The sequence below is a fragment of the Bradyrhizobium sp. 956_D2_N1_4 genome, assembly GCF_052076025.1.
In the GTDB taxonomy this organism is placed as follows: Bacteria; Pseudomonadota; Alphaproteobacteria; order Rhizobiales; family Xanthobacteraceae; genus Bradyrhizobium; species Bradyrhizobium barranii.
Genome location: NZ_CP197237.1, coordinates 5,864,975 through 5,882,646 on the forward strand (window position 1 = coordinate 5,864,975; position 17,672 = coordinate 5,882,646).

At 64.4% G+C, this 17,672-nt stretch carries 17 protein-coding genes and 1 riboswitch; of the genes, 13 read left to right on the forward strand and 4 right to left on the reverse strand.

Annotated elements, in window-relative coordinates; genetic code table 11:
- The first annotated feature begins 141 nt into the window (after positions 1-141).
- The 7 genes from AB7535_RS27755 to AB7535_RS27785 all read left to right on the forward strand — a co-directional run bounded on the left by AB7535_RS27755 (position 142) and on the right by AB7535_RS27785 (position 8,240).
- Positions 142-1,362, forward strand: a complete 1,221-nt coding sequence (locus AB7535_RS27755; RefSeq protein WP_085405130.1) for a helix-turn-helix domain-containing protein — start codon at positions 142-144, stop codon at positions 1,360-1,362.
- A gap of 28 nt (positions 1,363-1,390) precedes the next feature.
- Positions 1,391-2,029: a Vgb family protein gene (locus tag AB7535_RS27760; RefSeq protein ID WP_085405315.1), complete on the forward strand. Its 639-nt coding sequence runs from the start codon at positions 1,391-1,393 to the stop codon at positions 2,027-2,029.
- Positions 2,030-2,166: 137 nt separating this feature from the next.
- A complete protein-coding gene (locus AB7535_RS27765; RefSeq protein ID WP_085405131.1) occupies positions 2,167-3,735 on the forward strand; it encodes a DUF4403 family protein in 1,569 nt (522 codons plus the stop codon).
- Positions 3,736-3,864: 129 nt separating this feature from the next.
- Positions 3,865-4,989: an ABC transporter ATP-binding protein gene (locus AB7535_RS27770; RefSeq protein ID WP_085405132.1), complete on the forward strand. Its 1,125-nt coding sequence runs from the start codon at positions 3,865-3,867 to the stop codon at positions 4,987-4,989.
- A gap of 56 nt (positions 4,990-5,045) precedes the next feature.
- Positions 5,046-6,104 carry an ABC transporter substrate-binding protein gene (locus tag AB7535_RS27775; RefSeq protein ID WP_071910318.1) on the forward strand — a complete coding sequence of 353 codons (1,059 nt, stop codon included), beginning with the start codon at positions 5,046-5,048 and terminating at the stop codon, positions 6,102-6,104.
- A 46-nt stretch (positions 6,105-6,150) separates the two neighbouring features.
- Positions 6,151-7,413 carry an ABC transporter permease gene (locus tag AB7535_RS27780; protein WP_085405133.1) on the forward strand — a complete coding sequence of 421 codons (1,263 nt, stop codon included), beginning with the start codon at positions 6,151-6,153 and terminating at the stop codon, positions 7,411-7,413.
- Positions 7,410-8,240, forward strand: coding sequence for an ABC transporter permease (locus tag AB7535_RS27785; RefSeq protein ID WP_085405134.1), 831 nt, complete (start codon positions 7,410-7,412; stop codon positions 8,238-8,240). Before AB7535_RS27780 ends, AB7535_RS27785 begins: the two co-directional genes overlap by 4 nt.
- A gap of 281 nt (positions 8,241-8,521) precedes the next feature.
- Here the strand turns inward: AB7535_RS27785 and AB7535_RS27790 are convergent, their stop codons facing one another.
- A complete protein-coding gene (locus tag AB7535_RS27790; protein ID WP_354077944.1) occupies positions 8,522-9,664 on the reverse strand; it encodes a hypothetical protein in 1,143 nt (380 codons plus the stop codon).
- A gap of 505 nt (positions 9,665-10,169) precedes the next feature.
- On the opposite strand from AB7535_RS27790, the gene AB7535_RS27795 reads away from it, so the two are divergent.
- On the forward strand, positions 10,170-11,381 hold the full coding sequence (locus AB7535_RS27795; protein ID WP_085405136.1) for an ABC transporter substrate-binding protein: 1,212 nt from the start codon (positions 10,170-10,172) through the stop codon (positions 11,379-11,381).
- A 108-nt stretch (positions 11,382-11,489) separates the two neighbouring features.
- Here the strand turns inward: AB7535_RS27795 and AB7535_RS27800 are convergent, their stop codons facing one another.
- A complete protein-coding gene (locus AB7535_RS27800) occupies positions 11,490-12,026 on the reverse strand; it encodes a PRC-barrel domain-containing protein (RefSeq protein ID WP_135214816.1) in 537 nt (178 codons plus the stop codon).
- 237 nt (positions 12,027-12,263) lie between these two features.
- Positions 12,264-12,842: a hypothetical protein gene (locus AB7535_RS27805; protein WP_085405138.1), complete on the reverse strand. Its 579-nt coding sequence runs from the start codon at positions 12,840-12,842 to the stop codon at positions 12,264-12,266.
- Positions 12,843-13,022: 180 nt separating this feature from the next.
- Here AB7535_RS27805 and AB7535_RS27810 point away from each other — a divergent pair, with 180 nt between their 5' ends.
- Both AB7535_RS27810 and AB7535_RS27815 read left to right on the forward strand, forming a co-directional pair.
- Positions 13,023-13,787 carry a response regulator gene (locus tag AB7535_RS27810; RefSeq protein ID WP_085405139.1) on the forward strand — a complete coding sequence of 255 codons (765 nt, stop codon included), beginning with the start codon at positions 13,023-13,025 and terminating at the stop codon, positions 13,785-13,787.
- 13 nt (positions 13,788-13,800) lie between these two features.
- Entirely contained in the window at positions 13,801-15,129 is a 1,329-nt protein-coding gene (locus AB7535_RS27815; RefSeq protein ID WP_085405140.1) for an ATP-binding protein, read from the forward strand.
- A gap of 8 nt (positions 15,130-15,137) precedes the next feature.
- Here the strand turns inward: AB7535_RS27815 and AB7535_RS27820 are convergent, their stop codons facing one another.
- Entirely contained in the window at positions 15,138-15,338 is a 201-nt protein-coding gene (locus AB7535_RS27820; protein WP_028153771.1) for a hypothetical protein, read from the reverse strand.
- Between the two features lie 224 nt (positions 15,339-15,562).
- On the opposite strand from AB7535_RS27820, the gene AB7535_RS27825 reads away from it, so the two are divergent.
- The 3 genes from AB7535_RS27825 to thiS all read left to right on the forward strand — a co-directional run bounded on the left by AB7535_RS27825 (position 15,563) and on the right by thiS (position 17,570).
- Positions 15,563-16,099 (forward strand): lytic transglycosylase domain-containing protein, encoded by a 537-nt coding sequence (locus AB7535_RS27825; RefSeq protein WP_085405141.1) that lies wholly within the window; start codon positions 15,563-15,565, stop codon positions 16,097-16,099.
- A gap of 156 nt (positions 16,100-16,255) precedes the next feature.
- A riboswitch (TPP riboswitch) is annotated at positions 16,256-16,384 on the forward strand.
- Entirely contained in the window at positions 16,372-17,382 is a 1,011-nt protein-coding gene (locus AB7535_RS27830) for an FAD-dependent oxidoreductase (protein WP_085405142.1), read from the forward strand. It overlaps the preceding riboswitch by 13 nt.
- Complete coding sequence (gene thiS, locus AB7535_RS27835) at positions 17,373-17,570, forward strand: sulfur carrier protein ThiS (RefSeq protein WP_028153774.1); 198 nt, start codon at positions 17,373-17,375, stop codon at positions 17,568-17,570. Before AB7535_RS27830 ends, thiS begins: the two co-directional genes overlap by 10 nt.
- The last annotated feature ends 102 nt before the right edge of the window (positions 17,571-17,672 follow it).

Sequence of the window (17,672 nt, forward strand, 5' to 3'; positions counted from 1 at the left end):
TTCCTCTTGTCCGGGCGGTCCTTCCGCGTCGCGCTATGACGGACGCGGAACCGCTCGACCCTCGCCGCACATTGTCGGTCGTCAACGATTTCTGGCACCAAGCGGTTGCGCGGTGGGAGTAACAAGTGTGGCGGGATTTGAATGGACTCGCTGATCACGGCCGCCGCGCGCGCGTTAGAGGCCGGCGATCCGCTCGGCGCGCTGAACCGCGTTGCGCTGCGCAACGATGCACCGTCGCTGGCGCTACGCGGCATCGCGATGGCGCAGCTCGGCGATCTCGCGAAAGCGAAGACGCTGCTGCGGAGTGCCGCGCGCGCGTTCGGTCCAAGAGAGGCGGTGGCGCGCGCGAGATGCGTGGTGGCCGAAGCCGAGATCGCGCTCGTCTCGCGCGACCTGAGCTGGCCGGTGAAAACGCTCGCGGCGGCCCGCGCGACGCTCGAACAGCACGGCGATCTCGCCAATGCAGCCCATGCGGGCCACATCGAGGCGCGCCGCCTCCTCCTCGTCGGGCAGCTCGACGAAGCCGAGCGCACGCTGGCCGAGCTCAGCCCCTCCCCGCTCCCGCCTGCATCGCAAGTCGTCCGCGAGCTCGTGGTCGCCGGCATCGCCATCAGACGATTGAGAGCGAAAGATGCGCGCGCCGCGCTCAACCGCGCGGCTCTCGCAGCGCGGCAGGCGAAGATCCCGGCGCTCGTGGCCGAGGTCGACAGCGCGAACCTGATCCTCGACACGCCGGCGGCGCGCCTGATCGCGCGCGGCAGCGAACACCCGTTGTTGCTCGGCGAGGTCGAGAGACTGGCGACCTCGACGGCGCTCGTCGTGGACACCTTTCATCATGCCCTGCGCAGGCAAGGCCGCGTCGTATCGCTCGGAACGCGGCCGGTGCTGTTCGCGCTCGCCCGCCTCCTGGCGCAGGCATGGCCTGCCGACGTCTCGCGAGAGGCGCTGATATCAGGCGCGTTCCGGGCGAAGCACGCCGATGAATCGCATCGCGCGCGGTTGCGCGTCGAGATCGGGCGCCTCCGCACCCAGCTCAAGCCGCTGGCCGACATCAGCGCGACGAAGCAAGGCTTCGTGCTGGCGCCGCGCAAGACGCGCGACGTGCTCGTGCTGGCACGTCCCGTCGAGGAGAAGCACGCCGCGGTGCTCGCCTTCCTCTCCGACGGCGAGCCCTGGTCGAGCTCGGCGCTCGCGCTGGCGCTGGGGACGAGCGCGCGCACGGTGCAGCGGGCCCTCGAAGAGCTGGCGCGATCGAACAAGGTGCAATCGTTCGGACTCGGCCGGGCACGGCGCTGGATGACCCCGCCCGTCCCGGGTTTCCCGACAGGCTTGTTACTCCCCGGACCGCTCCTGAAGGCGTAAATTGGATCACATCACAGGGATCAAGCACATGAAGCGTTCAGCCGCCGAGATCGTCAGGGAGTACGGACCTTTTGCGGGTGTCGAGGCCGTGCATGGCGTCACCTATGACGGCACCCATGTCTGGTTCGCATCCGGCGACAAGCTGAATGCGGTCGATCCGGCCAACGGCAGGATCGCACGCTCCATCGACGTCGCCGCGCATGCGGGGACGGCGTTTGATGGCCGGCACCTGTTCCAGATCGCCGAGGATCGCATCCAGAAGATCGACGCTGCCACCGGCAAGGTGATCAGCACGATTCCGGCCCCGGGCGGCGGCGGCGATTCCGGATTGGCCTGGGCGGAGGGCTCGCTGTGGGTCGGTCAGTATCGCGAGCGCAAGATCCATCAGGTCGATCCGGAGACGGGAAAGATCCTCCGCACCATCGAAAGCAAGCGCTTCGTGACCGGCGTCACCTGGGTTGACGGCGAGCTCTGGCATGGCACCTGGGAGGGCGAGGAAAGCGATTTGCGGCGGATCGATCCCGAGACCGGCAAGGTGCTGGAGCAGCTCGACCTGCCCGCCGGGACGATGGTGTCAGGATTGGAGTCCGACGGCGGCGACCGCTTCTTTTGCGGCGGTGGCGATCGCGGCAATGTGAGGGCGGTTCGCCGCCCGAGGCGCAGCTAGGTGCGCGATGACGGATGCGCGGCACCGATGCTGCCGCAACCGTTAATCTGTTCGCCCCAATTCCACCCCACCGGTGCGCTCTAGCGCCCCCCTCGCCTGCCCTGTAGACTTCCGGCCCTGGGCGGCTTGGGGGATTGATGCGACTGACGCTGAACTTGAAGACTATCCTGATCGCCGTGGCGGTGCTCGCGGCGTCGTTTTTCGTCAGCCTGAAGGCGATGGACTGGCTGTCGCCGCGCGCGGCGACGACTGCGCCGCCGGTCGCACAATTGCCACCGCTGCCGCCGGTCGCGAAGAGCTCGATCGTGGTGGCGCCGGTGGCGATCGCGATATCGGCGATCCGCGAACAGGCCGAGAAAGCCGCGCCGCGCAATTTCGCCGGCAAGGCCGATAATCCAATCTCGCAGATCCTGGAGAATGCCGACATCGGCTGGTCCGCCGTGCGCGGGCCGATGGCGGCTGCCGGCGACAAGGACGTGCTGACGATCTCGACGCCGCTCAACGGCAAGCTCAACGTGACGGGCTCGCTGTCGTCGAAAGCCACCGGCGCGCTTGGCGACGCGCTGGGCAGCGTGCTCGGCGGCGACGCAGCGAAACGGATCGGCGCGGTCAACATCAAGAATTTGAACGCCAGCGCCGAGATCAAGGGCAACGTGGTCGTCACCTCGCGCCCGAAGCTCGCGGCCAACTGGCATCTCGAGCCAAATCTCGGCGCCCAGGTCAATCTCGGCGACACCAACCTCAACGTCTCCGGCGCCAAGGTCAACGTGCCGGCGCAGGTGAAGCCGCTGATCGACAAGAATGTCGGCGAGCAGATCAACATCGTCTCCGAGCGCATCCGCAACGATCCCTCGCTGCGCGACAATGCGAAGCTGCAATGGGCCAAGGCCTGCCGCTCGATCCCGCTGCAGGGCTCGGGCTCCTCGGCCGCGCTGCCGCCGCTCTGGCTCGAGATGAAACCGACCCGTGCCATCGCGGCGCAGCCGCGCGTCGACGCGCAGAACGTGACGCTGCTGCTCGGTCTCGAGCTCGAGACGCGCGTGACCTCGACGTCGACCAAACCGGACTGTCCCTTCCCCGACAAGATCTCGATCGTGCCGCCGACCGGCACCGGCGTGAACATCGGCGTGCCGATCGACGTGCCCTTCACCGAGATCAACAAGCTGATCGCGGCGCAGATGGTCGGCCACACCTATCCCGAGGACGGCTCCGGCCCGGTCGACGTCACCGTGAAAGGCGTCAACGTGGTCCCGTCGGGCGATCGTCTCCTGATCTCGCTGCTGGTGCGTGCTAAGGAGAAGAAGAGCTGGCTCGGTCTCGGCGCCGAAGCGACCGTACACATCTGGGGCCGGCCGATGCTCGACCAGGCGCAGCAGACGCTGCGGCTCGCCGACATCCAGCTCGCGGTGGAGTCCGAGGCCGCCTTCGGCCTGCTCGGCGCGGCCGCGCGCGCGGTGGTGCCGCAGATGCAGCAGGCCTTGGTGCAGAAAGCGACGCTCGATCTGAAGCCGATCGCCGCCAATGCGCGCGAGAAGATCGCGGCCGCGATCGCCGACTACCAGAAGAGCGAGGATGGCCTCAAGGTCGACGCCAAGATCGACAGCCTGACCCTCGCCGACATCGCCTTCGATTCCAAGACGCTGCGCATCGTCGCGGAAGCCGGCGGCTCGCTGAACGTCTACGTGACGAAGCTGTCGGGGATGTAGTGCGTCTTCACGCGCCGGACCCGCGCGCGTCGCTTGCGCCGCTGGCATTCTCGTCGGAGGATGCTAAGCTGTTTCCCGCAACCTCGAACGAGGTGCTGACAGCACTGCAGGGGACAACGCGAGGACAACATGGAAGCCGGCATGGTCACGCCTGCGCCGGCGCTGGTGCGCTTTTCCGGCATTCAGAAGACCTACGATGGCGAGCACCTCGTGGTGAAGAACCTCGATCTCGAAATCAGGAAGGGTGAGTTCGTCACCCTGCTCGGCCCGTCGGGCTCGGGCAAGACGACAACGCTGATGATGCTGGCCGGCTTCGAGGTTCCAACCCATGGCGAAATCTACCTCGCGGAACGGCCGATCAAGAACGTGCCGCCGCATAAGCGCGACATCGGCATGGTGTTCCAGAACTATGCCTTGTTCCCGCACCTGACGATCGCGGAGAATATTGCCTTCCCGCTATCCGTTCGCAACACGGCCAAGGCCGAGGCGCAGGAGCGCGTCAACGCGGCGTTGCGCATGATCAAGATGGAAACCCTGGCGCACCGGCGGCCCGGGCAGCTGTCCGGCGGTCAGCAGCAGCGCGTGGCGCTGGCCCGCGCGCTGGTTTTCAATCCGCAGCTCGTACTGATGGATGAACCCCTTGGCGCCCTCGACAAGCGCCTGCGGGAGCAGATGCAACTGGAAATCAAGCAGCTGCACGAGACGATGGGCATCACCGTCGTCTACGTCACCCACGATCAGAGCGAAGCGCTCACCATGTCGGATCGCATCGCCGTGTTCAACGACGGCATCGTGCAGCAGATCGACCGGCCCGACGCGCTGTATGAGCATCCGGTGAACAGCTTCGTCGCTCACTTCATCGGTGAGAACAACGTGCTGTCCGGCACCGTCGAGACGGTCGAGAAGGAATATTGCCGCGTCACGCTGGCTGGTGGCGGCGCCGTGACCGCACGGGCGGTCAATGTATCGGGCGCGGGCGCGTCGACCTCCCTGTCAGTGCGGCCGGAGCGGATCGCCATCATCCCGGACGGCACCTCCAGCGAGGGACCGAACCGACTGCCGGCCAAGGTGCAGAACACCATCTATCTCGGCGACCACGCGCTTGCCGTGCTCGATGTCGCCGGCAACGGGGAGTTCATGGTCAAGCTTCAGCCGGGGACGCATGACGGATTGAGACATGGCAATCTAAGATCTGGTGAAAGCGTATTCATCACCTTCCGTCCCGAGGACTGCCTGGCCCTCGATCCCGTCTGATCCGGACCGGCATCGATCAAGCTCAACGCAACGCAGATGAAGAAGGAACAAGGACCATGCTGAAGCGCAAGACTGGCAAGATTGCTCTGGGGTTCGCCGTGGCGTTCAGCGCCAGCGCCGCGCTGGCCACGGTCGCGCAGGCGCGTGACCTCACCGTCGTGTCGTGGGGCGGCGCCTATCAGGATGCCCAGAAGAAGGTCTATTTCGAGCCGTTCAAGAAAGCAGCCGGCGTCGCGATGAACGACGAGTCCTGGGACGGCGGCGTCGGCGTGTTGCGCGCCAAGGTGCAGGGTGGTGCCGCCACCTGGGACCTCGTCCAGGTCGAGAGCGACGAACTCGCGGTCGGCTGCGAGGAAGGCCTGTTCGAGAAGATGGATTATTCCAAAATCGGCGGCGAGGCCGCCTATATCCCGCCGTCGGTCAATCCCTGCGGCGTCGGCGCCATCCTCTACGATTTCGTTCTCGGCTACGACAAGGACAAGCTGAAGGACGCCCCCAACGGCTGGGCCGACTTCTTCGACACCAAAAAGATTCCGGGCAAGCGCGCCTTGCGTCAGGGCCCGAAGACCACGCTGGAGATCGCCCTCATGGCCGACGGCGTCGCACCGAAGGACGTCTACAAGGTGCTGGCGACCGACGAGGGCGTCGAGCGCGCGTTCAAGAAGCTGGACACCATCAAGGGCGACATCGTCTGGTGGAAGGCCGGCGCCCAGCCGCCGCAATTGCTCGCCTCCGGCGAGGTGGCGATGACCTCGGTCTACAATGGCCGCATCGACACCGCGAACAAGAACGACAAGAAGAATTTTGGCATCGTATGGGACGGAGCGCTCTTCACCCTCGACAGCTGGGTCATCCTGAAGGGTAGCCCGAACAAGGACGCGGCCTACAAGTTCCTGGACTTCGCAGGCAAGGCGGAGAACCAGTCAAAACTGTCGCAGAACATCGCCTATGGCACCTCGAACAAGGACGCAGCCGCCCTGCTCGCGCCCGCCGTTCTCAAGGACCTGCCGACAGCGCCTGACAACATCAAGAACGCGGTCGAGATCAACGTTGGCTTCTGGCTCGAGAACATCGACCGCCTGACCGAGCGCTTCAACAAATGGGCCGCGAAATAACGCGCCCCGCAAGATTCGATCCAAGGCTCGATCCAAGGCTCGACCAATGACGGATGCGCGCTTGACCGGCGCCAATGCGTTGACCGAGGTGCCGCTCAAGCGCCGATTGAGGCGTGCGGAGCGGACACGTCAGGTCAAGGCATTGGCGCTGGTGCTGCCGCTTCTCGTCTTCCTGCTCTTCACCTTCGCAGGCCCGATCGCCGGCATGCTGTGGCGCGCGGTCGATGACCGCGAGGTGCGTCAGGTTCTGCCGCAAACCATCGCTGCTCTCGCCGACTGGGACGGCAAGGACCTGCCGGATGAAAAGGCCTTTGCAGCGCTGGCAAGCGACATCCTGGCGGCGCGCGCTTCCGGCATCATCGCCATCGCGGCCAAGCGGCTCAATTACGCCCTGAACGGTTTTCGTACGATCCTGACCAGCACGGCACGTAATCTGAAGGCGCAGCCGGAGCCCGGCACCGCCAGGGAGACACTGGGCAAGATCAACCCGGCCTGGCGCGAACGGGCCACCTGGACGACGATCAAGGATGCCGGTGGCCCGGTGACCGGATTCTATCTGCTGGCGGCGCTCGACCTGACGCGGAACGTCGATGGTGCGATCGTCGCGGCCGCATCAGACCAGGCGATCTACCGCAACGTCTTCGCCCGCACCTTCCTCATCAGCTTCAGCGTCACGGTACTCTGCCTGATCCTCGGCTTCCCGGTCGCTTACCTACTGGCAACGCTGCCGCCGGGCCGGTCGAACCTGCTGATGATCTTCGTCCTGCTGCCGTTCTGGACGTCGCTTCTGGTCCGCACCTGCGCCTGGATCGTCTTGTTGCAGAGCAAGGGCGTCGTGAACGACAGCCTGCACTGGCTTGGCATCATCGACGAGCCGTTGCGGCTGATCTACAACCGCTTCGGTGTCTGCGTGGCCATGACCCACGTTCTCCTGCCGTTCATGATCCTGCCGCTGTACAGCAGCATGAAAGCGATCTCGCCTGCGTACATGCGTGCCGCCGCCTCGCTCGGCGCGCCACCGACCACTGCCTTCCTGCGGATCTACCTGCCTCAGACCCTGCCCGGCATCGGCGCGGGAAGCCTGCTCGTCTTCATCCTGGCGCTCGGCTACTACATCACGCCGGCCCTCGTCGGCGGCGCCGCCGATCAGATGATCAGCTACTTCATCGCGCTCTACACGACCGAGACGGCCAATTGGGGCCTTGCTTCGGCGTTGGGTGCGGTGCTGCTGCTGGCCACTCTTCTGCTCGCTCTCGTCTACGGCAAGCTGGTGCAGGGACAGCAAGTCACGGGAGGGATGAAGAATTGAGCGATCATTCTTCCCTCCGCACGCCCAGCCAGCGCATCGCGTGGACCGCGACCATCATCATCTCCACGCTGGTGTTCATCTTCCTGATCGCGCCGATCCTTGCGATCATGCCGCTGTCCTTCAGCTCGGGCTCGTACCTCACCTATCCGCTGCCGGGCCTCTCCTTGCGCTGGTACGACGACTTCATCAATTCGCCGCGCTGGATGAATTCGCTGAAGAACAGCATGATCATCGGCGTCGCCTCAACCCTGCTGTCGATGGTGCTTGGCACGCTGGCCGCGCTGGGGCTGGCGCAGTGGAAGAGCCGGTTCAAACCGCTCGTGCTGGCTTTCGTGCTGTCGCCGGTCGTCGTGCCCGGCGTCATCACCGCGGTCGGCCTGTATTTCTTCTTCGCGCCGATCGGACTGACCGGCAGTTATCTCGGCCTGATCCTGGCCCACACCGCGCTGGCGACGCCCTTTGTGGTGATCACGGTCGGCGCGACGCTGCAAAGCTTCGACACCAATCTGGCACGCGCCGCCGCCTCGCTCGGCGCCTCGCCGCTTTATGCGTTCCGCCGCGTGATCCTGCCGCTGATCCTGCCCGGCCTGGCGTCAGGTGCGCTGTTCGCCTTCGCGACCAGCTTCGACGAGGTGGTGATCGTGCTGTTCATGGCAGGTCCGGAGCAGCGCACCCTGCCGCGCGAGATGTTCAGCGGCATCCGCGAGAACATCAGTCCGACCATCACGGCAGCGGCGGTGGTTTTGACCACAGTGTCGGTCATCCTCCTCGCCACCCTGGAAGGCCTGCGCCGTCGCAACGAACGGCTCAAGGGCAGCGGCGCGTGACAGGCGTGCCAGTCCTTCAGACTTGGGACCCGGGCAACCTGCCGTTGACGGGCAGGATGGGAATTATCATGTCGAGTATCGCGACATTACCGATTTGTTCGCAACATTTACGCCATGAGCAAGCGAGACCTTGGTGACGTTCCCTGCCAACGACTTCGGACCAACAGCAGCGAATGAAGTCTGTTCATCGGCCCAACGCGGAAGTCCTGCGACGTCCGCGTTCGCGCCGCGATTAGAGGCATAGCGGACTTCACTGCGTCCCCGATTTATGAGTACACGCCCTAGTTGCGTCGGATATGATCTTTCGCGCCGCGGAGCTTGGCCGCGTAGTCAAACGCGGCGCACTTCTCCAGAGAATTCCTCAACTGTTCAAGCTCGGCGAAGCGGGCGATGTCTTCGTTTATTTCTGGCACGGCGTGCTTGAAAGCATCGTAGGCAGCGCGCATCAGTTGCTCGCGCCGCTGATATTCCTGGAACCCTCCGCCCAAACTGGTTTGGTAGGTGCGGCACTCTGTATCGTCGCTATCGCTACCGCGGCAGCGAAGCATTGCGGCATGCATGTCGAAGCTGAAGTTCTGTTTGCTCGCATAGGTCAGGTGCGTGCTCGACAGGTGCTGCATCACCTCTTCGTTCGAGAACGGGGTATACTCAAGCAGCACATCGTCAAATTGGCCTGTTCCTTGTCCGATGCGCAGCTTGGCGCGAGCGGGCATTAGACCATTGAAGTAGGTGCCTTCATTTGTGAGGTTATCGACTTCCATCGGACGGGTTGTGAAATTGGTGTAGCTGTTTGCGAGCTCGCTGGTCAAAGTGAAGTAGCGTGTCGCGAATTTCTTGACCAGATCATCCATGAGCAAATTAAGAAACACAATGCGTTTGCGGAGGCAGCTGCGCAGGAAATCCTGGTATTCGCCTTTATCGATAAAGTTCATGAACTCGACGTAGTGAACAAACTTGGCAATGTTGCTGATCCTCGTTTCGGCCTCTGCGAGTGCGAAGAACTCGTCCCGGATCTTCTCGAGATCCTGCGGGAAAACGCGATGGGCAGAATTACTGACGAACTTCTGCATGTTTGACTCGATCAGCGCATAATGATCGTTCAGGCGTTCGTCGCGGACGATGTGTTGAATGGTCACAGGTAGGGCGTTCAAAGCATGCAGGATTGCTGCAGCTGTTTGATTTAGAGCGTCGAGCCGGTCACGAATATCGTTGAGCAGATCAATCTGTTGTCTGAGTAGAGCGCGTTCTTTTGCTGCATTGAACAACGACGCAAAGACACTGAAAGCTGTGCTCGCAGCGAACGAGACAGGATTGAAGTTTCCCGAGATCTTTAGAAGGCTCTCAACACTGACGTGGACGCCATCGACTTCAACATTGACGGGGATGCTGCCAATGTTGACGGAATTGCCGTTGAAATCAAACATGTTGCCCCTCACCTGAAATGTTTAAAGGTAAACTTTGGCCCGCCCGCTGTTCGGGTTGCGGATCGTCACTATGATCATTTCTCCGAGGGACCACAACTCCGGCGAGAGACTTGAGCTGCGATGATTGGGCGAAACGAAACCCGCTCGTTTCCGAAGCGGGGCATGATGTGATGACGTGCCGTTCAAATGGGGGCTGGTCTACGCCGCATGCTTGTCAACGTTCGGCACCTCCATCTGCTTGTCCGGCGCGATCGCGTAGTGCTACACGCCGGCTTCGCGGCGCCGCTCGATCGTCTCGCCTTTCTTGAGGGAGTCCCCCTCACCCGCATCGCATCTTCGATGCGCTGCAGCCTCTCCCCGCATGCGGGGAGAGGCGAAGGAAACACCGCCGCGCCCTGCTTATTTCTCCACCCCCTCACGCATCTTTGGCTTAGCTGCCGCGACCGATTGTCGCTAGAACTGTCCCTGCAACAACGCCCCAACAACAACACACAGGGAGAGACATATGCAAAAACTCATCGCCGCGGTTGCGGCCGGCCTCGCTCTCGCCGCCTCGTCAGGCGCGGCGCAGGCGCAGATTTCCGACGATGTCGTCAAGATCGGCGTGCTCACGGACATGTCGAGCCTCTATGCGGACGCGACCGGCAAGGGCTCGCTCGCCGCCGTCGAGATGGCGGTTGCCGATTACGGCGCCAAGGTCGCGGGCAAGCCGGTGCAGGTGGTCGCCGCCGATCACCAGAACAAGCCCGACGTCGGCGTCAACATCGCCCGCAACTGGTACGACAACGACAAGGTCGACGCGATCTTCGACGTGCCGACATCCTCGGTGGCACTGCCGATCTCGGCGCTGACGCGCGAGAAGAACAAGATCAACATCAACTCCGGCGGCGGGTCATCGGACATCACCGGCGTCGCCTGCTCGCCCAACACCGTGCACTGGACCTACGACACCTATGCCCTGTCGAACGTCGCCGGCAAGGCGATGGTGAAGCGCGGCGAGGACACCTGGTTCTTCGTCACCGCCGACTACGCCTTCGGCATGGCGCTGCAGCGCGACGCCGCCAACGTGGTCAAGGAGAGCGGCGGCAAGGTGCTCGGCGAGGTCCGCCATCCGCTCAATTCCTCGGACTTCTCGTCCTTCCTGCTGCAGGCCCAGGCCTCCAAGGCCAAGGTGGTCGCGCTGGCGAATGCCGGCGGCGATACCACCAACGCGCTGAAGCAGGCGGCCGAATTCGGTCTCGTTCAGGGTGGCCAGAAGATGATCGCGCTGCTCCAGGAGATCACCGACACCCATTCGCTCGGCATCAAGGCGACGCAAGGCCTGATCGTCACCGACGCGTTCTACTGGGACATGAACGAGGAGACGCGCGCCTTCTCGAAGCGGTTCAACGAGAAGGTCGGTCATATGCCGACCATGATCCAGGCCGGTCTCTACTCGGCGACCATGCACTATCTGAAGGCGATCGAGGCCATCAAGACCGACGAGGCGCCGAAGGTGATGGAGCAGATGCGCAAAACGCCGGTCAACGACTTCTTCGCCAGGAACGGCAAGATCCGCATCGACGGCCGCATGGTGCACGACATGTATCTGTTCGAGGTGAAGAAGCCGGAGGAGTCCAAGGGCGAGTGGGACCTCTACAAGCTGATCGCCACCGTCCCCGGCGACGAAGCCTTCCGTCCGCTCGACAAGGGTGGCTGCCCGCTGGTGACGCACTGAACGTCTTCTCCCTCTCCCCGCTTGCGGGGAGAGGTGAAAGACGAAAGACACGACAGCGCGCCCGGTGAAAACCGGGCGCGCTTCGTTTCGGCCGTCACGTGAGCAGCATTACTCCGAGTACTTGAACTCGGGCATGTTCTTCAGCTCGTCCTTGCTGGCATTGAACACGGCGTGGTCCGGATACCATTTCGACGTGGACGAGGCGGTCGTAGCCGTCGTCGTCGTGGTCTTCTCGGTGCCGGTCGCAGCGCCGGTGGTCGTGGTCGCCGCAGGCTTCGCGCCCGTGCCGGTGTAGGCGACGGCCTCGTTGACGAACTTCAGCTTCTCGTAGGGGACGGCGACCAGATGCTCGCCCATGCCGAGGAAGCCGCCGACGCCGATCACGGCAATCTTGATGTTGCCGCTCTTGTCCATCAGCAGGTCGTTGATCGAGCCAATGTTCTCGTTGGCGTCGTTGTAGATCTTCAGGCCCGACATCTTCGAGGCACGCCACTCGCCCGACGCAGTCGTCGTCGTTGTGGTGGTGGTGGTGGTGGTGGCCGCGGGCGCTGCCTTGTCGGTGGTGGCGGTCGGGTTTTGCGCGAACGCAACGGTCGCAAGCAGTGCGGTGCCGGCAAGGCCGGCGGCGATCGATTTCATCAACATTGTTGTCCTCTCCTTCAGCAGAAAGCTTATGCGGAGAGAACAGCGGCGATCATCCGCAGTTCCTTTTCTGCGGCAATTTCGTCACGCGATGATGGCGCTGCGCTGCGATGAAAGTTCCTGCGTCACTCAGGAACGTTCGATGAGGAACGTTCCTGATGCACAGTTCCCCGCCGACGATCATGCGCCCTGGGTGAAGCACGATCGCGGCGAGGAACGCGCCGACCTGCGTCGCTCAGGTCAGCTCTTGAAGTCGATTAGAAGTGCGGAGAAATCCGAACCGCCGAATGAGCTGCCGTTGGCGCCGTAGGACGCGCTCGACGATTGCGACTGCTGGAGCGCCTGGAGGAATTGCTGGAGAATGTCCGCCGTGGTCGTGTTGGTCGACGTGCTGCTGGTCGAGTCCGTCGAGGACGAATCCGACGAGCTGTCATCCGGCGGCGGACCGGGCGGCGGTCCGCCCGCACCACCCGGACCACCGGGGCCACCGGCGCCGCCGGGCCCCTTGGCGAAAGCGGACTGAAACACGTTCTTCAGTTCGTCCGCCTGGTCCGAGGTCAGCGTCCCGTTCGACACTTCGTTGGCGATGAGATCGTCGATCTTCGACTTCATCTCGTCCTTGGAAGGACGCGTGCCGCTCGACTGATCGCTGGATCGGCTCGACTGCAAGGCGGTGTCGATATCGGTCAGCGCCGTCGAGAGCGCCGACTGGTCCGACGACGAGATCGTGCCGTCGGAAACGTCCGATTGCAATTGCTGCTGAAGCCGCTGCAGGGGCGACTGGTAGTTACCGGCGGAGGCCGCCGAAATCGAGGTCATAATGGCTCCGTGGCTTTTGCGGGGTTTCGTAAGCGACACCGCCACGGTATGGTTAGCGGCCTTAACGAGACCTTGCCGCTTCCCTGCCCGGGTATTGCCTGCTGTTGCGCCCGGACAGGCAGAAACAATCCGAAACAAAAATCTTCGCCTTTTGGCCCGAATCTTGGACAAACAAAGCGCATGGCCAATCCCAACATCCTGGTCGTCGAGGACGACCGCGAAACCCGGACGTTGATTGCAAAGTACCTGCGCAACAACGCCTGCAACGTCACCACCGTGAGCGATGGTCGGGAGATGTCGCGTGCCTTGGCCGATCACAGGGTCGACCTCATCATCCTCGACGTCATGCTGCCCGGCGAGGACGGCTTGAGCCTGTGCCGCAAGGTACGCTCGGAGGCGCAGACGCCGATCATCATGCTGACCGCGCGCGGCGAGGACGTCGATCGCATCGTCGGCCTCGAGATGGGCGCGGACGACTATCTGCCGAAGCCGTTCAACCCGCGCGAGCTGCTCGCACGCATCAACGCGGTGCTGCGCCGCCAGGCCGCAGCCCAGGCGGCAAGCTCGATCGAGGGCGCCTCCACGCTCGTCTTCGAGGGCTGGCGCATCGATCTGCGCCTGCGCGAATTGCGCAATCCGGAAGGCGCGCGCGTCGCGGTGACCAGCGCCGAGTTCGATCTTTTGCGGACGTTCTGCGAACGGCCCGGCCGCGTGCTGTCGCGCGACAGCCTGCTCGACCTCACGCAAGGGCGCAACACCGGCTCGTTCGAGCGCTCGATCGACGTGCTGGTCAGCCGCATCCGCCGCAAGATCGAGCCCAATCCGGCCGATCCCACCATCATCAAGACGGTGCGCTCCGGCGGCTATCTGTTCACGCCCAGAACCGAAGCGGCCGGGACTGAAGCAGCTGGCAATGAAGCGGTCGCGGCGACCCTGGGCAGTTAGTGGAGCGGTCGTCATGACGCCGTTCCGCTTCTTCCACCTCAAAAGCATCGGTGGACAGATCGCCGCGCTGGTGGTGGCGTCGATCGTCGCGCTGCATCTGATCCTCACCGCCAGCTTTCTGATCAGCCGGCCGGACCGGGCCGAGCCGCCGCCCGACGCCGCCCATCAGCTCGCGGACGCGGCGCTGCTGCTCAACGGCACGGATGCGAGCGAGCGGCCGCGCATCCTCGCCAATATCGTGCGTGCGTTTCCGAAGGCCGGCATCGAGCTCCTCGCGCCGGGGACCTTCTCCGTCGCCGACGACAGGGAGGGCCCGCATCTGCGCAACGTGCGCCGGCATCTCGGCCATCAGTACAAGGTGGTCGCGCTGCCCCCGAATTTCGGCGTGCACCGCGTCGCGGTCGAGCTTCCCGACGGCAGCGTGATCGCAGGCCGCGTCGAGCAGGGCCCGCATCCGCCGCGGTTCTGGGGCGGCCCCTGGATGATAACGCTGCTGTTCGCGCTGATCAGCGTCACGATGCTCGGCCTGTGGGCGGCCTACGCGCTGGCCGCGCCGCTGTCCTCGTTTGCCAGGGCCGCCGAGAATTTCAGCCTGGACGGGGCGGCCGATCCGCTGCCCGAGCGCGGCCCGGAGGAGATCCGCTCGGTCGCGCGCGCGCTCAACCGCATGCATGAGCGGATCGCGCGGCTGATGTCGGATCGCACCCGGATGCTGGCGGCGATCAGCCACGACCTGCGAACGCCGATCACCCGGCTGCGCCTGCGCGCCGAGTTCATCGAGGACGAGGGCAACCGAAGGCGCATGCTGATCGATCTCGACCAGATGCGCTCGATGCTGGAATCCGTGTTGTCGCTGCTGCGCAACGACCGCAAGATCGAGGCGGTGACGCTGGTCGACATCGCGAGCACGCTCCAGGTCATCGCCGACCAGTTCGGCGACATGGGCCATGTCGTGCACTATGACGGCCCCGCTTCGGCTACGGCCGCCGCGCGGCCCGACGAGCTGCATCGGGGCGTCACCAACCTCGTCGAGAACGCGGTTCGCTTCGGCGCCGAAGTGACGATCCGCCTCGACGTATCAGGCACCAGGCTCGTCATCGACGTCGAGGACGACGGCCCCGGCATCTCGGATGCGCGCAAGCAGGAGATGCTGGAGCCGTTCGCGCGCGGCGACGACGCGCGCACCATGGACGAGCACACCGGCTTCGGGCTCGGCCTGTCGATCGCGCGCGCCATCGCGATCGCTCATGGCGGCGAATTGTCGTTGCACGACCGCGCGCCGCACGGGCTGATCGTGCGGATGCAGTTGCCGGTATGGCAGCAGCCGCGGCGGGCGGCGTAAGGCACGCCTCAGGCGGCGAGCGGCGGATGCTCGATCGGGTGCTCATCGAAGATCGCCACCGCCTCAAAGCGGTAGCCGCAGGCGTGGCATTTCCAGAGATAGGAAACGCGGCCTTCGCCCGGCTCGATCCAGTCCGGAGACGGGATCGGTGCCCCACATTGCGCACAGGGGTTCTGCTTGGGGATGTCGCCGATGTCTGCTCGGGTCATGGACGTTCTCCCGAATTTTGAATAGCGATTTTTGGGCGAATGCACGAATAGACAGACCTGCTGTCGCGTAACGCACATCGCCAAGTGCAATCCTAACCTGGGTTTGAGTCGTAAAAACGACGGCCCCGCGAAAATCGCCGCTGGCGGCGTTTCGCCACATCATCGCCGTGTTCCCACGGCCTAACGCGCACGGGTGCAGGTTCGTTCTGCCGAGGAATAATTCAATGAAAATTTTGCGTATTGCCGTGGTCGCTGCGGCCGGGCTGATGTTGCCCCAGGCCGCATTCGCGGGCGAAGCCGAATATGCCGAGATGGTCGCGGCCCATGCCCGCGCCAACGGCGTGCCGGAAGCGCTGGTGCATCGCGTCATCATGCGCGAGAGCCGCTATCAGCCCGGCCTGATCGGTCGCGGCGGCACCATCGGCCTGATGCAGATCAAGCTCGCGACCGCCCGCGGGGTCGGCTACACCGGCGACGCCGCCGGCCTGCGCGATCCCAACACCAACCTCACCTACGCCGTCAAATACCTCGCCGGCGCCTATCGCGCCGCCAACGGCGACCACGCCCGAGCCGTGCGTTATTTCGCGGGCGGCTATTACTACGTTGCAAAGCGGCAGCGTCAGGAGGCCATGCAGGTCGCCAATATGGGCGACACCTGGCTCGAGCCGAACGGCAATCCGCAGCCGATGCTCGGGACGGCGCCGCATAAGAAGCTGGCCCAGCGCGTCAGCAATGCGCGGGCGCAGGTTCCCAACCACTAGCCACCGTCATTCCGGGGCGATGCGAAGCATCGAGCCCGGAATCTCGAGCTTCCCCGGTGCGCAATTGCGCACCCGGGGTTCGGTCCGGCGGACCGCGCCGGAATGTCAGCCCTGTGGCTAGCGCGTTGACCACCCCGTCCCGCTGGCATACATTAGAGCCGTTCCGAGGGGTGCTCCGAGGAGGAGCTGAGATACCGCTAAATGGGTCAGAAGGCCCAGGACCGCGGTGACCCTTTGAACCTGATCCGGGTCATGCCGGCGAAGGGACAGGGATGTTGCAGACCACCAAGCGACCGGATTCCCCGGTATCCATCATCGGCGCAGGCATTGCAGGTGCCTGGCAGGCGCTTTTGTTCGCGCAGGCCGGCCATGCCGTGACGCTACACGAGCGCGGTGACGCCGCGATGACCGATTCCACCAGCCATTGGGCCGGCGGGATGCTCGCGCCCTGGTGCGAGGCGGAGGTCGCCGAACCCATCATCTCCAGGCTCGGCCAGCGCTCCCTGGACATCTGGCGGCGCGAGCTGCCGGACACCCCCTTCAATGGCTCGCTCGTCGTCGCCCACCCGCGCGAGCGCAACGATTTCGAGCGCTTTGCGCGGATGACCGAAGGCCACCGCCGGCTAGATGCGACCAGCCTTGCCGAGCTCGAGCCGTCGCTGGAGGGCCGCTTCCGCGACGCGCTGTTCTTCCCGACCGAGGGCCATGTCGAGCCGCGCCGCGTGCTGCCGAAGCTGCACGAGCGCATCCGCGCCGCCGGCGGCATCATCAAGTTCTCCAGCGACGTCTCCGCCAAAGACCTCGACGGTATCGTGATCGACTGCCGCGGCCTCGGCGCGCGCGACGAGCAGCCGGAGTTGCGCGGCGTCAAGGGCGAGATGATTTTGATCGAGACCGGCGAGGTGCGGCTGGCGCGCCCGGTGCGGCTGATCCATCCGCGCTGGCCGCTCTACGTGATCCCGCGCGAGGACAATCTGTTCATGCTGGGCGCGACCTCGATCGAGGCCGAGGACACCGGCGTCAGCGTGCGCTCCGCGCTGGAGCTGCTGGGTGCGGCCTATGCCGTGCATCCTGCTTTCGGCGAGGCCCGCATCGTCGAATTCGGCTCGGGCTTGCGCCCCGCTTTCCCCGACAATCTGCCGCGCATCGGCATTCGTGGCGGCCAGATCAGCGTTAACGGGCTCTACCGCCACGGCTTCCTGATCGCACCGGCGCTCGCCGAGCTGACGCTGCAATACGTCCAGCGCGGCCAGATCGACAATGAGGTGATGCAATGCGCGTGATCGTCAACGGCGAGCAGCGCGAGGTGAATTCCGCAAGCGTCGACGCGCTGCTGGCCGAGCTCGACTACGAGGGCACCCATTTCGCGATCGCGCTCAATTACGACGTCGTGCCGAAAAGCCGCTGGGCCGAGACCCACCTCAAGGCCGGCGACGAGATCGAGATCATCACGCCGCGGCAGGGAGGGTGAGGGAGATGATGGCACGCTCTCTCCACTTGTCGTCCCCGCGAAGGCGGGGACCCATAACCACAGGGAGCGGTTATGGCGGCCGGTCTCTCCCCACGTGCCCCA

Bases quoted from the DNA above. Each gene is read 5' to 3' on its own strand.
- AB7535_RS27755 (WP_085405130.1), top strand. From the start codon at position 142: ATGGACTCGCTGATCACGGCCGCCGCGCGCGCGTTAGAGGCCGGCGAT.
- AB7535_RS27780 (WP_085405133.1), top strand. From the start codon at position 6,151: ATGACGGATGCGCGCTTGACCGGCGCCAATGCGTTGACCGAGGTGCCG.
- AB7535_RS27775 (WP_071910318.1), top strand. From the start codon at position 5,046: ATGCTGAAGCGCAAGACTGGCAAGATTGCTCTGGGGTTCGCCGTGGCG.
- AB7535_RS27810 (WP_085405139.1), top strand. From the start codon at position 13,023: ATGGCCAATCCCAACATCCTGGTCGTCGAGGACGACCGCGAAACCCGG.
- AB7535_RS27790 (WP_354077944.1), bottom strand. From the start codon at position 9,664: ATGTTTGATTTCAACGGCAATTCCGTCAACATTGGCAGCATCCCCGTC.
- AB7535_RS27825 (WP_085405141.1), top strand. From the start codon at position 15,563: ATGAAAATTTTGCGTATTGCCGTGGTCGCTGCGGCCGGGCTGATGTTG.
- thiS (WP_028153774.1), top strand. From the start codon at position 17,373: ATGCGCGTGATCGTCAACGGCGAGCAGCGCGAGGTGAATTCCGCAAGC.
- AB7535_RS27830 (WP_085405142.1), top strand. From the start codon at position 16,372: ATGTTGCAGACCACCAAGCGACCGGATTCCCCGGTATCCATCATCGGC.
- AB7535_RS27815 (WP_085405140.1), top strand. From the start codon at position 13,801: ATGACGCCGTTCCGCTTCTTCCACCTCAAAAGCATCGGTGGACAGATC.
- AB7535_RS27795 (WP_085405136.1), top strand. From the start codon at position 10,170: ATGCAAAAACTCATCGCCGCGGTTGCGGCCGGCCTCGCTCTCGCCGCC.
- AB7535_RS27770 (WP_085405132.1), top strand. From the start codon at position 3,865: ATGGAAGCCGGCATGGTCACGCCTGCGCCGGCGCTGGTGCGCTTTTCC.
- AB7535_RS27800 (WP_135214816.1), bottom strand. From the start codon at position 12,026: ATGTTGATGAAATCGATCGCCGCCGGCCTTGCCGGCACCGCACTGCTT.
- AB7535_RS27760 (WP_085405315.1), top strand. From the start codon at position 1,391: ATGAAGCGTTCAGCCGCCGAGATCGTCAGGGAGTACGGACCTTTTGCG.
- AB7535_RS27820 (WP_028153771.1), bottom strand. From the start codon at position 15,338: ATGACCCGAGCAGACATCGGCGACATCCCCAAGCAGAACCCCTGTGCG.
- AB7535_RS27805 (WP_085405138.1), bottom strand. From the start codon at position 12,842: ATGACCTCGATTTCGGCGGCCTCCGCCGGTAACTACCAGTCGCCCCTG.
- AB7535_RS27765 (WP_085405131.1), top strand. From the start codon at position 2,167: ATGCGACTGACGCTGAACTTGAAGACTATCCTGATCGCCGTGGCGGTG.